Consider the following 12,210-nt stretch of genomic DNA (forward strand, 5'->3'; position numbering starts at 1 on the left):
AGAACATCTTCACGGCATAGCCAGGGGGGTGGCCTTAACCGGCCGCCTTTTTTTGTTTTTGGACGAGATCGACGAACTTCCCGCATCTGAGGGCCTCGAGTCCCGGATCGCCGCCACCATCACGCCCACGCTCGCCGCGATGGGCTACGAGGTCGTGCGCGTGATGATCCAGGGCAAGCAGACCCCCACCGTGCAGATCATGGCCGACCGCACCGACGGCCGGCTGATCGGCGTGGCCGACTGCGAGGCGATCAGCCACGCCGCCGGCGCGGTGCTGGACGTGGACGACCCGTTCAAGGGCGAATGGCACCTGGAGGTGTCCTCGCCCGGCATCGACCGGCCGCTGACGCGCACCAAGGACTGGGAGCGCTTCGCCGGCCATCTGGCGATCGCCGAGATGAGCATCCCGATCGAGGGGCGGCGGCGCTTCCGCGGCTTCATCCTCGGGGTGGACGAGGCTTCGGTGCGGCTCAAGCTGGAGGATGCGGGGGAGGTGACCCTGCCCCGCGCCGACCTGCGCCGCGCCAAGCTGGTGCTGACCGACGAGCTGATTGCCGCCAGCGCGGCGCAGGCCGGGGTGTCGCACGAGGGTCTGGAAGACGACCCCGAGGACGACGCCCCCGCCGCCCCCTTGCCCAAGAGGAACTAGGATCATGGCCGTGGACATCAGCATTGCCCGCCCGGAGCTTCTCCAGGTCGCGGATGCCGTGGCGCGCGAGAAGATGATCGAGCGCGACGAGGTGCTGGAGGCGATGGAGCAGGCCATCCAGAAGGCCGGCCGCGCCAAGTACGGGCACGAAAAGGACATCCGCGCCGTCATCGACCGCCGCACCGGCGAGGTGAAGCTGTCCCGCTGGTCCGAGGTGGTGGAGCAGGAGCCGGTCGAGAACGAGGACACGCAGATCCCGCTGCGCATCGCGCTCAAGGTGCAGCCGGGCATCACGGTAGGCGAGTTCATCGTCGACCCGCTGCCGCCGATCGACTTCGGCCGCATCGCCGCGCAGACCGCCAAGCAGGTGATCGTGCAGCGCGTGCGCGAGGTGGAGCGCGGCAAGCAGTTCAACGAGTACAAGGACCGCGTGGGCGAGGTCGTCAACGGCGTGGTCAAGCGCACCGAGTACGGCAACCTGATGGTCGACCTCGGCCGCGCGGAAGCCCTGCTGCGCCGGGACGAGACCATCGCGCGCGAAACCTTCCGCAACGGCGACCGCGTGCGCGCCTATATCTACGACGTGCGCGAGGAGCCGCGCGGCCCGCAGGTGTTCCTGAGCCGCACGCATCCGGGCTTCCTGGCCAAGCTCTTCGCGCAGGAGGTGCCGGAGATCTACGACGGCATCATCGAGATCAAGGCGGTGGCCCGCGACCCGGGCTCGCGCGCCAAGATGGCCGTGATCTCGCGCGACAGCTCGATCGACCCGGTGGGTGCCTGCGTCGGCATGCGCGGCTCGCGCGTGCAGGCGGTGGTGGCCGAGCTGCAGGGCGAGAAGATCGACATCATCCCCTGGTCCGGCGAGAACCCGACCTTCGTGGTGAACGCGCTGGCGCCGGCCGAGGTGACCAAGGTGGTGCTGGACGAGGAAACCCGCCGGGTTGAAGTCGTGGTGCCCGATGACCAGCTTTCGCTCGCCATCGGCCGCCGCGGCCAGAACGTGCGGCTGGCCAGCCAGCTGACCCGCTGGGACATCGACATCCTCACCGAGGCGGAAGAGTCCGAGCGCCGGCAGGAAGAGTTCCGCAAGCGCACCGGCCTGTTCGTCGAGGCGCTTGACGTGGACGACGTCATCGCCGGCCTGCTGGTCACCGAGGGCTTCGGCACGGTCGAGGAGCTGGTCGACGTGGAGGACGAGGAGCTGTCCAACGTTGAGGGCTTCGACGAGGACGTGGCCGCGGAGCTGAAGCGCCGCGCCCAGGCCTTCCTGGACCGCCGTGACGAGGAGCTGGACGAGAAGCGCCGCGCGCTTGGCGTCGAGGACGCGGTGGGCGAGGCCGGCGGCTTCAGCCCGGCCATGATGGTGACGCTGGGCGAGAAGGGCATCAAGACGCTGGATGACCTGGGCGACCTGGCGGCCGACGAACTGATCGAGATCCTGGGCACCGAGGCGGTGGACGAGGATACGGCGAACGCGATCATCATGGCGGCGCGCGAGCACTGGTTCGCGGCCGAGGGTGGTGCGCAGGAGAAGACCGACGACCAGCCTTCCTGAAACCAGTCCCGTGCCTGAGCCGGAACAGGCGGCGCCTGTTCCGGACCGGGTGCCGGAGCGTGCCCCCAAGCCCGTGAAAGGCGATGCGGCGGACCCGGACAGGGGGCCGCTGCGTCGTTGCATCGTGACGCGGGAAACGGGGCCCAAGGAGACCATGCTGCGCTTCGTGCTCAGCCCGGGGCGCCAGCTGGTGCCCGACCTCGCCGGGCGGCTGCCCGGGCGGGGAATGTGGTTGAGCGCGCGCGCCGATGTGCTAGAACGCGCGCAGGCCCGCGGCGCCTTCTCGAAGGCGGCCAAAGGGCTGGTCATACCGCCCCCCGATCTCCGCGCCAGCATCGAGCAAGGTCTCCGCGCTCGGCTGCGCGACCACGTTGGGCTGGCCCGGCGTGCCGGGCAAGCCGTTTGTGGGTTCCAGCAGGTGCGGGAATGGTTGCAGTCCGGCCGTGCCGGGCTGCTGGTGGAGGCGGTGGATGGCAGCGCGGCGGAGCGGCGGCGGCTACAAGGCGGGCATCAAACGCCCGTGGTGGCCATGCTGACCGCCGAGGAACTCGGGGCGGTGTTCGGGCGGGACCATGCGGTGCATGTGGCCATCGCGTCCGGGCGTATCGCCACAATCATCACACAGGAGGCTGGTCGCTTGGCCGGAATTTCTGTCAACGCGTACGGGGCGGGGTCGTGAGCCCGGCAACGGCTCGCGTTTGGATACATGGCTGAAAACGGATCGGATACCAGCGAGCGCATGAGTGACCAGAACGAGCAGGACGCCGGCAAGAGCCGGCTGAGCCTACGGCCCAGCGGCCGGTTGGAGCTTGGCAAGACCGAGCAGGCCGGCAGCGTGCGGCAATCGTTCAGCCATGGCCGCAGCAAGACGGTGCAGGTGGAGGTCGTGAAGAAGCGCGCCCCCGGCGCGCCGGCACCCACCAACACGACATCCAAGCCCGGCGGCACGGCCAGCGGGCCGCGCCCGGCTGGCGGTCCGCCGCGCGGGGCCGGTGGCCCGTCGCGCGGCGCCGCGGCCGGCCCGGCCAACCGCCCGCTGAACCAGGGCGAGCAGGCCACCCGCATGCGGGTGCTGGAAGAGCACCGCCGCCAGGAAGCCCAGCGTGAGCGCGAGGCGCGCGAGCGCCAGGCGCTGATGCTGCGCTCGGCCGCCGAGGAAGCGGCCCGCAAGGCCGAGGACGAGCGCCGCGCGGCCGAGGAGGCCGTGGCCCGCGCCGCCGAGGAAGCGCGCCAGAAGGCCGAGGACGAAGCCCGCCGCAAGGTGGAAGAGGAAGCCCGCCGCAACGCGCCGCCGCAGGCCGCGGCGCCGGTGCGCGCCCCCGTGCGGGATGGCGCCCGCGATGCCGCGCCGGGCGTCCGCCCGGCGGGTGGCCCGCCGCGGGCCGGTGGCCCCGGCGCCGCAGGCCCGGGGGCCGGCTTCCGCCGCCCCGGCGCCGCCCCCGGTGCCCCCGCCGCCGCGGCCCCCGGTGCGCCCGGCGCGCCGCGCCTGACGCTGCGTGGCCGTGACGAGGGTGGCGAGGAGGAGCGTCGCAGCCCCGTCCGCCGCCCGGCCGGCGGTGGCCCGCTGGCCGCCAAGAAGCCGATGCCGGTGCCGGTCAAAAAGGCGCCGGTCACCGACCGCCGCCGCGACGGCCGCATCGACGTCGCCGCCGCGATCGAGGGCGAGGACGAGCGCTCGCGCTCCATGGCCTCGGTCCGCCGCGCCCGTGAGCGCGAGCGCCGCCAGCAGGAGCTGGCGCGCCTGCGCTCGGATGGCGTCAAGGTCGTGCGCGACGTGGTGGTGCCGGAGTCCATCACCGTGCAGGAGCTGGCCAACCGCATGGCCGCCCGGGGCGGCGAGGTGGTCAAGGCGCTGTTCCGCATGGGCGTGATGGCGACGCTGACGCAGAGCATCGACGCCGACACGGCGGAGCTGGTGGTCAACGAGTTCGGCCACCGCGTGCGCCGCGTGTCCGAGTCCGATGTCGAGCAGGGGCTGGAAGGCGCCGTCGACAGCGACACCGAGCTGCTGCCGCGCCCGCCTGTCGTGACCATCATGGGCCATGTTGACCACGGCAAGACCAGCCTGCTGGACGCGCTGCGCAAGACCGACGTGGCGGCGCGCGAGGCCGGCGGCATCACCCAGCACATCGGCGCCTATCAGGTGACGATCCCGGGTGGGCAGAAGATCACCTTCATCGATACGCCGGGCCACGCCGCCTTCACCGCCATGCGCGCCCGCGGCGCCAGCGTGACGGACATGGTGGTGCTGGTGGTGGCGGCCGATGACGGCGTCATGCCGCAGACCATCGAGGCGATCCACCATGCCAAGGCGGCCGGCGTGCCGCTGATCGTGGCGGTCAACAAGATCGACAAGCCGGGCGTCAACCTGGACCGCGTGCGGCAGGAGCTGCTGCAGCACGAGGTGATCGTGGAAAGCCTGGGTGGCGACACCCAGGAGATCCAGGTCTCCGCCACCAAGGGGATGAACCTCGACAAGCTGCAGGAAGCCATCCTGCTGCAGGCCGAGGTGCTGGACCTGCGCGCCAACCCCGAGCGCGGCGCCGAGGGCACCGTGATCGAAAGCAAGCTGGACAAGGGGCGTGGTCCCGTGGCCACCGTGCTGGTCCAGAAGGGCACGCTGCGCCAGGGCGACATGGTGGTGGCCGGCGCCGAATGGGGCCGCGTACGCGCCATGCTGGACGACAAGGGCCGCCAGATGAAGGAAGCCGGGCCGAGCCTGCCGGTGGAGATCCTGGGCCTGTCCGGCGTGCCGACGGCCGGCGAGCCGCTGACCTTCGTGGAAGACGAGGGCAAGGCGCGCGAGATTTCCGAGTACCGCCAGCGCCGCAACCGCGACAAGCAGGCGGCCGCCGCCGGCGCCGCCCGTGGCACGCTGTCCGACATGATGGCGCGCATCGCGGCGGGCGTGCAGAAGGAAGTGGCCGTCGTCGTCAAGGCGGACGTGCAGGGTTCCGCCGAGGCGCTCGGCGTGACCTTGAACAAGCTGTCGCGCGACGAGGTGAAGGTCCGGGTGCTGCACAGCGCCGTGGGCCAGATCACGGAGTCCGACATCCAGCTCGCCAAGGCGTCCAACGCCGTGGTGGTGGCCTTCAACGTGCGGGCCACCGGCCAGGCGCGCGAGATGGCCAACCGCGACGGGGTGGAGATCCGCTACTACTCCATCATCTACGAGGTGTCGGACGACATCGAGGCGATGGTGCGCGGCAAGCTGGCGCCGATCCAGCGCGAGAAGTTCCTGGGCTACGCCCAGATCTTGGAGGTCTTCGAGGTCAAGCGGCTGGGCAACATCGCCGGCTGCCGGATCACCGAGGGCGTGGTCAAGCGCGGCTGCGGCGTGCGGCTGCTGCGCGATGGCGTGGTCATCCACCAGGGCGAGCTGGCGACGCTGCGGCGCTTCAAGGACGACGTCAAGGAAGTCACCAACGGCTACGAGTGCGGCATGAGCTTCGCCAACTACGACGCCATCAAGGTCGGCGACCAGATCGAGTGCTACGAGACGGAGACCGTGGCCGCGGTGTAACAGCCGCCGCCGCGCGCCGGCCCCGGCCGGCGCGCCCTCCTGCCTTTCTCTGCACCCCGGCGGGTCTCCGCCGGGGTGCGGCTCTTTTCGGAAGACCCCCACCATGGCCAAGCAAGCGGCCGGCTCCGGCCCCACCCAGCGCATGCTCCGCGTCGCCGAGGAAGTGCGCCACGCGCTGTCGGCCGTGTTCGCGCGCGGCGAGATCCGCGACGCGGACCTGCTCGACACCCGCGTCACCGTCACCGAGGTGCGCGCCTCGCCCGACCTGATGCACATGACCTGCTTTGTGTCGGGCCTCGGCCGCCGGCTGACCGACGAGCAGATGGCCGGGCTGAAGCGCATCCAGCCCTGGCTGCGCAAGCAGGTGGCACAGAAGGTGCGGCTGCGCACCGCGCCAGAGCTGCATTTCCACCAGGACGAGGCGCTGGAATACGCGGCGCATATCGACCAGGTGATGCGCCAGCCGGTGGTGGCCCAGGACCTGCGCAAGCCCGAGGCGCCCAGCCCCGGGGCCAACACGGCCGGGAACGACGACGCCGAATGACCGCGCGCGAGCAGCCCGAGCAGCCCCCCGAGGGCGCGCCCGTCATCCGCATCACCGCCATGCCGGCCGACACCAACCCGGCGGGCGACATCTTCGGCGGCTGGCTGATGGGCATGATGGACATGGCCGCCGGCAGCGCCGCCACGCGCCGCGCCCGCGGCCGCTGCGCCACCGTGGCCGTGGAGGCGATGAGCTTCATCTCCCCCGTCCGCGTCGGCGACGAGGTCTCGCTGTATGCCGAGGTGCTGTCCACCGGCCGCACCTCCATGCGCATCCGGGTGGAAGCCTGGCGGCGGGAGCGGGAAGGGGACCACACCAACCGCGTCACCACCGCCGTCTTCACCTTTGTGGCGCTGGACCAGACGGGGCGTTCCCGGCCTGTGCCGTTGGTGTGAGGGAAGCGAGATCCTTCTTTTTCTAAAGAAAAAGAAGCAAAAGGACTTTGCCTGAAAGCAGGAAGCGCTGCCTGCCAGCCCCCGCTTTCAGACAAGATTTCCCGGTTCTTTTTTCCAAAAGAGAACGGCTTCGCTTTTCCCGCTGCCCCCCCACCGTTTCAACTGCGACTGCTGAGAGACCTGCCCTGATGCCTCGCCCGCACCGCAAGCCGCGTGGGATTGCCCTCGATGGCTGGCTGATCGTCGACAAGCCTTCCGGCGTCGGCTCGACCGACGTGGTCAACAAGCTCAAGCGTGCCTTCAACGCGCAGAAGGTCGGCCATGGCGGCACGCTGGACCCGCTGGCCACCGGCGTGCTGCCGATCGCCTTTGGCGCGGCCACCAAGACGGTGCCCTACGTCATGGACGGCACCAAGACCTACCGCTTCACGCTGCGCTTCGGCGACGAGCGGGACACGGACGACGCCGACGGCAAGACCATCGCCACCTCCGACAAGCGCCCGACGGACGACGAGATCCGCGCGGCGCTGCCCGCCTTCATTGGCGACATCATGCAGATCCCGCCGATCTACTCGGCCATCAAGGTGAACGGCGAGCGCGCCTACGACATGGCGCGCGAGGGCCAGCTGGTGGAGCTGGCGCCGCGCCCCGCGCGGGTGGACCGGTTCGAGCTGGAGTCGCGCCCCGACGCCGACACCGCCATCTTCACGGTGCAGTCCGGCAAAGGCGTCTACATGCGCAGCCTGGCGCGCGACATCGCCCGCGCGGTGGGCAGCGTCGGGCACATCGCGACGCTGCGCCGCATGCGGGTCGGCCCCTTCCTGGAGGAGGCGGCGATTCCGCTGGACAAGCTGGCCGGAACCGGCGATACCCCGCCCCCTTCCCCGGACCTCCTGCTGCCCGTCACGACCGCGCTGGCCGACATCCCGGCACTGGCCCTTTCGGACGCAGAGGCTGCCCGCCTTTCCTTTGGCCAGACCATCTCCCTGGTCGAGCTGATGGGGCGGATCCCGGACGACGCCAACCCCGAAGGGGGCCTGGTGCGCGCGATGGCGGGGGGGCGCCTGAAGGGTCTTGCCAGGCTCGATGCCGGTCTCGTGAAGCCGGAACGATGGCTGGGCCCGGGTGAGACGACATTCGTCGCACCGCCGCCCGTGGGCGCGGACAGCGACACAGAACAGAAAGGCTGAAGCCGATGTCGATGGTGACCGCAGAGCGCCGCGCCGAGATCATCAAGGAATACGCCCTTAAGGAGGGCGACACGGGTAGCCCGGAAGTGCAGGTCGCCCTGCTGTCCGAGCGCATCTCGTCGCTGACGGAGCACCTGAAGGTGCACCCCAAGGACTTCCACAGCCGCCGTGGCCTCCTGGTCCTGGTCGGCCAGCGCCGTGGCCTGCTCGACTACACCAAGAAGAAGAGCCAGAGCCGCTACGAGAGCCTGATCGGCCGCCTGGGCCTGCGCCGCTAAAGGCGCTGCACGCCTGAGCAAACGCCGGCCCCTGAAAGGGGGCCGGCGTTTTTCGTTGTGGCCCGGGTGCCGGTGGCCCCGGAGCCGCCAGCACCATGCCGGAGGGGGGACGGAACCAGGTCCTGCCCGGCCCATGCTGCCGGCAGGGCGGTCAGCCCGCCCGATCTGCCTGTTTCATGGGCACCGCTGGGCGGTGGCTGGCGGAAGGCGCCGGGGCATAGACGACTTCGCCGCTGGCCTGGTCCTTGCTAATGGAACCTCCGCTGTTCATTCTCATTCAGTGAGACCGCATGGCACGATTGCGTCTTGTTCATGGCAAGGCTAGGGCTTTGACGGCGTGGTCCTCAGGGGCCGCCGCCTTGGCGCTGGTCCTTTCAGGGCGGCACGGGGCGCCCCGCCGGCACGCTGCCGGCCGGGTTCCAGGGATTGGGAGAGTATGATGACGTTCACTCGGCTTGCCGGCTTCCGTCGACACCTGCGCCTGATCGGCGGGCGCGGCCTGATCGCGGCCGTGCTGGCCACCGCCGGCGCGCTGCCCGCGCTGGCCCAGGCGCCCGCCGCGGCCCCCGCCGCGCCGTCCAGCAACACGCTGGATGCCATCCGCTCGCGCGGCACGCTGGTGTGCGGCGTCAACACCGGCCTGGCCGGCTTCGCGCAGCCCGACAGCCGCGGCGTCTGGACCGGCTTCGACGTCGACTACTGCAAGGCGCTCGCGGTCGCGATCCTGAACGATGCCTCCAAGGTGCGCTACGTGCCGCTGACGGCGCAAAGCCGCTTCACCGCCCTGCAGTCCGGCGAGATCGACGTCGCCGCGCGCAACACCACCGTGACGCTGTCGCGCGACACCTCGCTCGGCTTCGACTTCCCGGCCATCAACTTCTATGACGGCCAGGGCTTCATGGTGAAGGCCAGCACCGGCGTGAACAGCGCCAAGGAGCTGAACGGCGCCACCGTCTGCGTGCAGCCGGGCACCACCACCGAGCAGAACCTGACCGACTGGGCGCGCGCCAACAACATCCAGTTCACCCCCGTGGTGATCGAGCGGCTGGAGGAGCTTGTCGGCGCCTATGCCGCCGGCCGGTGCGATGCCTACACCACCGACGTTTCGGGCCTGGCCGCCACGCGCTCGGCGCAGCCCAACCCGGCCGAGCACAAGATCCTGCCGGAAGTGATCAGCAAGGAGCCGCTGGGCCCGTTCGTGCGCCAGGGCGACGCGCGCTTCGCCGACATCGTGCGCTGGACGCACTACGCGCTGCTGTCGGGCGAGGAGCTGGGCATCACGGCGGCCAACGTGGACAAGGCGGCGGCCGACGACGCGCGGCCCGAGGCGCAGCGCATGCTGGGCAAGAACGGCGGCCTCGGCCAGATGCTGGGCCTGGACAATGCCTGGGCGGCGCGCGTCATCAAGGCGGTGGGCAACTACGGCGAGATCTTTGCCCGCAACCTGGAGCCGATCGGCATCCAGCGCGGCCCCAACGCGCAGTGGACCAAGGGCGGCCTGCAGTACTCGCCCCCCTTCCGCTGATCTGACAGGCGGCGGCCGGGCCTGAGCCCGGCCGCCGCCGCCCTGCTCGCCAGGGCACCGGCCAACATGAGCAACGAGGCCCCGCCATGTCCGATACCGCCGCCGATCCCCGGCTGTTGCGCGCCCCGCCCAGGCAGGGCATCCGCCTGTCCTGGGCGGATGAGCGGTTCCGCGCCATCATCTGGCAGGTGCTGATCGTCGGCGCCGTCGTCGGCATCGTCTGGTGGCTGGTGCGCAACACCCAGCACAACCTGGAAGTGCGGCGCATCGCCACCGGCTTTGGCTTTCTGCAGCGCGAGGCAGGGCTGCCGATCGCCGAGTCCCTGGTCACCTACACCCCGGCCAGCACCTATGCCCGCGCGCTGCTGGTGGGCGTGCTGAACACCCTCAAGGTCGCGGTGGTCGGCATCGTGCTGGCCACCGTGCTGGGCACGCTGGTCGGCATCGCGCGGCTGAGCAAGAACTGGCTGCTGTCGCGCATCGCCGCCACCTACATCGAGGTGGTGCGCGACCTGCCGCTGCTGCTGCAGCTACTGTTCTGGTACACCATCATGCAGACCCTGCCGGCGCCCCGGCAGGCGCTGAACCCGGTCACCGGCGTGTTCCTGTCCAACCGCGGCCTGCGGCTGCCCTGGATCCAGTGGCAGGACGCGCACAGCTTCGCGCTGCTCGGCTTCGTCTTCGGCGTGGTCGCCACCATCCTTTATGCCCGCTCCGCCCGCGCCAAGCGCATGCAGGACGGCCAGCCGCGCCGCGTGTGGCCGGCGGCGCTGGGGCTGATGGTGGTGCTGCCGGTGGTCATCTGGGCGGCGCTGGGCGCCCCCTGGCAGGGCGACATCCCGGCCCTGCGCGGCTTCAACTTCACCGGCGGCAGCAACATGTCGCCGGAGTATTTCGCGCTGCTGGCCGGGCTGGTGACCTACACCGCCGCCTTTATCGCCGAGATCGTCCGCGCCGGCATCCAGGCGGTGCCGCAGGGCCAGTGGGAAGCCTCCGAGGCGCTGGGCCTGTCGCGCGGGCGCATCATGCGCATGGTGGTGCTGCCGCAGGCGCTGCGGGTGATCGTGCCGCCGATGACCAGCCAGTACCTGAACCTCGCCAAGAATTCCTCGCTGGCGGTGGCCATCGGCTACCAGGACATCGTGTCCATCGCCAACACGACGCTGAACCAGACGGGGCAGGCGATCGAGGGCATCGCCATCATCATGGGCGTCTACCTGTGCATCAGCCTGTCGATCAGCCTGTTCATGAACTGGTACAACGCGCGCATCGCGCTGGTGGAGCGGTAAAGGCCATGGAGAACTGTCTCATCTCCCGCTGCGGCATGGCCGGCCGTTCCAGGGCCGCTGGCCTCGGGGCCAGCGATGCCGCGCGCTTCGCGCCGGTGGAGCGGTAGTCCCATGAGCGATTTCACCGCAGACGCCCCCGTGGTGCCCGCCGAAACCCCGTCCCGCCGCCCGCCCATCACGGTGGTGGGGCCGGTGGCGTGGCTGCGGGCCAGCCTGTTCTCCTCCTGGCTGTCCACCGCCGTCACGCTGGCGCTGGCCTACCTGATCGTCCGCTGGGCCATCGGCTTCATCGACTGGGCCTTCGTCAACGCCATCTGGTGGGTGCCCACCAACGCCCAGGGCACCTCGCAGACCCAGGCCTGCCGTGCGCTGCAGGGCTCCGGCGCCTGCTGGGCCGTGATCACGGAAAAGCACCGCTTCATCCTGTTCGGCACCTATCCGTACGAGGAGCAGTGGCGGCCGCTGCTGTGCATCCTGCTGTTCATCGGGCTCTACGTCGTGTCCGCCATGCGCCGCTTCTGGCGCAAGGAGCTGGCGCTGGTCTGGGTGGCCACGCTGGCCGTGATCGGCGCGCTGATGTGGGGCGGCTTCGCGGGCCTGCCCTACGTGCCGCAGGAGCGCTGGGGCGGGCTGGTCATCACGCTGATCCTGTCCACCTTCGGCATCGCGCTGGCCTTTCCGCTGGCGGTGCTGGTGGCGCTCGGCCGGCGGTCCAAGATGCCGGCCATCAAGATGCTCTGCGTGGTCTACGTGGAGCTGATCCGTGGCGTGCCGCTGATCAGCCTGCTGTTCATGGCCAGCGTCATGTTCCCGCTGTTCCTGCCCGAGGGCATGAACATCGACAAGCTGCTCCGCGCCCAGGCCGCCATCATCCTGTTCGCCGCCGCCTACCTGGCCGAGGTGATCCGCGGCGGCCTGCAGGCGCTGTCGCGCGGGCAGTACGAGGCGGCGGACGCGCTGGGCCTGTCCTACTGGCACAAGACCGGCTTCATCATCCTGCCCCAGGCGCTGCGGCTGGTGATCCCGCCGCTGGTGAACACCTTTATCGGCATGTTCAAGGACACCTCGCTGGTGCTGATCATCGGCATCTTCGACCTGCTGACCGCCGGCAAGACGGCGGTGGTGGAGCCCGCCTGGCAGGGCTTCGGCATCGAGGTCTACGTGTTCGTGGGCCTGATCTACTTCGTGTTCTGCTTCGCCATGTCCCGCTACAGCCAGGGGCTGGAGCGCGAGCTGAACCGCCACCGGGTGCGCTGATGGCC

Annotated in this window: 11 protein-coding genes; all 11 read left to right on the top strand. The window is 70.3% G+C overall.

Annotation, left to right across the window (positions count from 1 at the left end):
• Positions 1 to 28: 28 nt before the first annotated feature.
• The 11 genes from rimP (at position 29) to IAI59_RS05095 (ending at position 12,205) form a co-directional block, all read left to right on the top strand.
• Positions 29 to 649 (top strand): ribosome maturation factor RimP, encoded by a 621-nt coding sequence (rimP, locus tag IAI59_RS05045; RefSeq protein ID WP_207419084.1) that lies wholly within the window; start codon positions 29 to 31, stop codon positions 647 to 649.
• 4 nt (positions 650 to 653) lie between these two features.
• Positions 654 to 2,204 carry a transcription termination factor NusA gene (gene nusA, locus IAI59_RS05050; RefSeq protein ID WP_207419083.1) on the top strand — a complete coding sequence of 517 codons (1,551 nt, stop codon included), beginning with the start codon at positions 654 to 656 and terminating at the stop codon, positions 2,202 to 2,204.
• Between the two features lie 73 nt (positions 2,205 to 2,277).
• Positions 2,278 to 2,883 carry an RNA-binding protein gene (locus IAI59_RS05055; protein WP_207419197.1) on the top strand — a complete coding sequence of 202 codons (606 nt, stop codon included), beginning with the start codon at positions 2,278 to 2,280 and terminating at the stop codon, positions 2,881 to 2,883.
• 60 nt (positions 2,884 to 2,943) lie between these two features.
• Positions 2,944 to 5,727 carry a translation initiation factor IF-2 gene (gene infB / locus IAI59_RS05060; RefSeq protein ID WP_207419082.1) on the top strand — a complete coding sequence of 928 codons (2,784 nt, stop codon included), beginning with the start codon at positions 2,944 to 2,946 and terminating at the stop codon, positions 5,725 to 5,727.
• A gap of 103 nt (positions 5,728 to 5,830) precedes the next feature.
• Positions 5,831 to 6,271 carry a 30S ribosome-binding factor RbfA gene (rbfA, locus tag IAI59_RS05065; RefSeq protein WP_207419081.1) on the top strand — a complete coding sequence of 147 codons (441 nt, stop codon included), beginning with the start codon at positions 5,831 to 5,833 and terminating at the stop codon, positions 6,269 to 6,271.
• Entirely contained in the window at positions 6,268 to 6,666 is a 399-nt protein-coding gene (locus IAI59_RS05070; RefSeq protein WP_207419080.1) for an acyl-CoA thioesterase, read from the top strand. The genes rbfA and IAI59_RS05070 overlap by 4 nt, the downstream gene beginning before the upstream one ends.
• Before the next feature lie 188 nt (positions 6,667 to 6,854).
• Positions 6,855 to 7,856: a tRNA pseudouridine(55) synthase TruB gene (gene truB / locus IAI59_RS05075; protein ID WP_207419079.1), complete on the top strand. Its 1,002-nt coding sequence runs from the start codon at positions 6,855 to 6,857 to the stop codon at positions 7,854 to 7,856.
• Between the two features lie 5 nt (positions 7,857 to 7,861).
• A complete protein-coding gene (gene rpsO / locus IAI59_RS05080; RefSeq protein ID WP_408887624.1) occupies positions 7,862 to 8,134 on the top strand; it encodes a 30S ribosomal protein S15 in 273 nt (90 codons plus the stop codon).
• 436 nt (positions 8,135 to 8,570) lie between these two features.
• On the top strand, positions 8,571 to 9,659 hold the full coding sequence (locus tag IAI59_RS05085; protein WP_408887623.1) for an amino acid ABC transporter substrate-binding protein: 1,089 nt from the start codon (positions 8,571 to 8,573) through the stop codon (positions 9,657 to 9,659).
• 86 nt (positions 9,660 to 9,745) lie between these two features.
• Complete coding sequence (locus tag IAI59_RS05090; RefSeq protein WP_207419078.1) at positions 9,746 to 10,948, top strand: amino acid ABC transporter permease; 1,203 nt, start codon at positions 9,746 to 9,748, stop codon at positions 10,946 to 10,948.
• A 111-nt stretch (positions 10,949 to 11,059) separates the two neighbouring features.
• On the top strand, positions 11,060 to 12,205 hold the full coding sequence (locus tag IAI59_RS05095) for an amino acid ABC transporter permease (protein WP_207419077.1): 1,146 nt from the start codon (positions 11,060 to 11,062) through the stop codon (positions 12,203 to 12,205).
• The last annotated feature ends 5 nt before the right edge of the window (positions 12,206 to 12,210 follow it).

The organism is Roseomonas haemaphysalidis (assembly GCF_017355405.1).
Classification (GTDB): Bacteria; Pseudomonadota; Alphaproteobacteria; order Acetobacterales; family Acetobacteraceae; genus Pseudoroseomonas; species Pseudoroseomonas haemaphysalidis.

What these genes read in the sequence shown, in the direction of transcription:
- rpsO (WP_408887624.1), top strand. Translation starts at nt 7,862, where the DNA reads ATGTCGATGGTGACCGCAGAGCGCCGCGCCGAGATCATCAAGGAATAC.
- IAI59_RS05095 (WP_207419077.1), top strand. Translation starts at nt 11,060, where the DNA reads ATGAGCGATTTCACCGCAGACGCCCCCGTGGTGCCCGCCGAAACCCCG.
- IAI59_RS05090 (WP_207419078.1), top strand. Translation starts at nt 9,746, where the DNA reads ATGTCCGATACCGCCGCCGATCCCCGGCTGTTGCGCGCCCCGCCCAGG.
- IAI59_RS05070 (WP_207419080.1), top strand. Translation starts at nt 6,268, where the DNA reads ATGACCGCGCGCGAGCAGCCCGAGCAGCCCCCCGAGGGCGCGCCCGTC.
- rbfA (WP_207419081.1), top strand. Translation starts at nt 5,831, where the DNA reads ATGGCCAAGCAAGCGGCCGGCTCCGGCCCCACCCAGCGCATGCTCCGC.
- truB (WP_207419079.1), top strand. Translation starts at nt 6,855, where the DNA reads ATGCCTCGCCCGCACCGCAAGCCGCGTGGGATTGCCCTCGATGGCTGG.
- IAI59_RS05085 (WP_408887623.1), top strand. Translation starts at nt 8,571, where the DNA reads ATGATGACGTTCACTCGGCTTGCCGGCTTCCGTCGACACCTGCGCCTG.
- infB (WP_207419082.1), top strand. Translation starts at nt 2,944, where the DNA reads ATGAGTGACCAGAACGAGCAGGACGCCGGCAAGAGCCGGCTGAGCCTA.
- nusA (WP_207419083.1), top strand. Translation starts at nt 654, where the DNA reads ATGGCCGTGGACATCAGCATTGCCCGCCCGGAGCTTCTCCAGGTCGCG.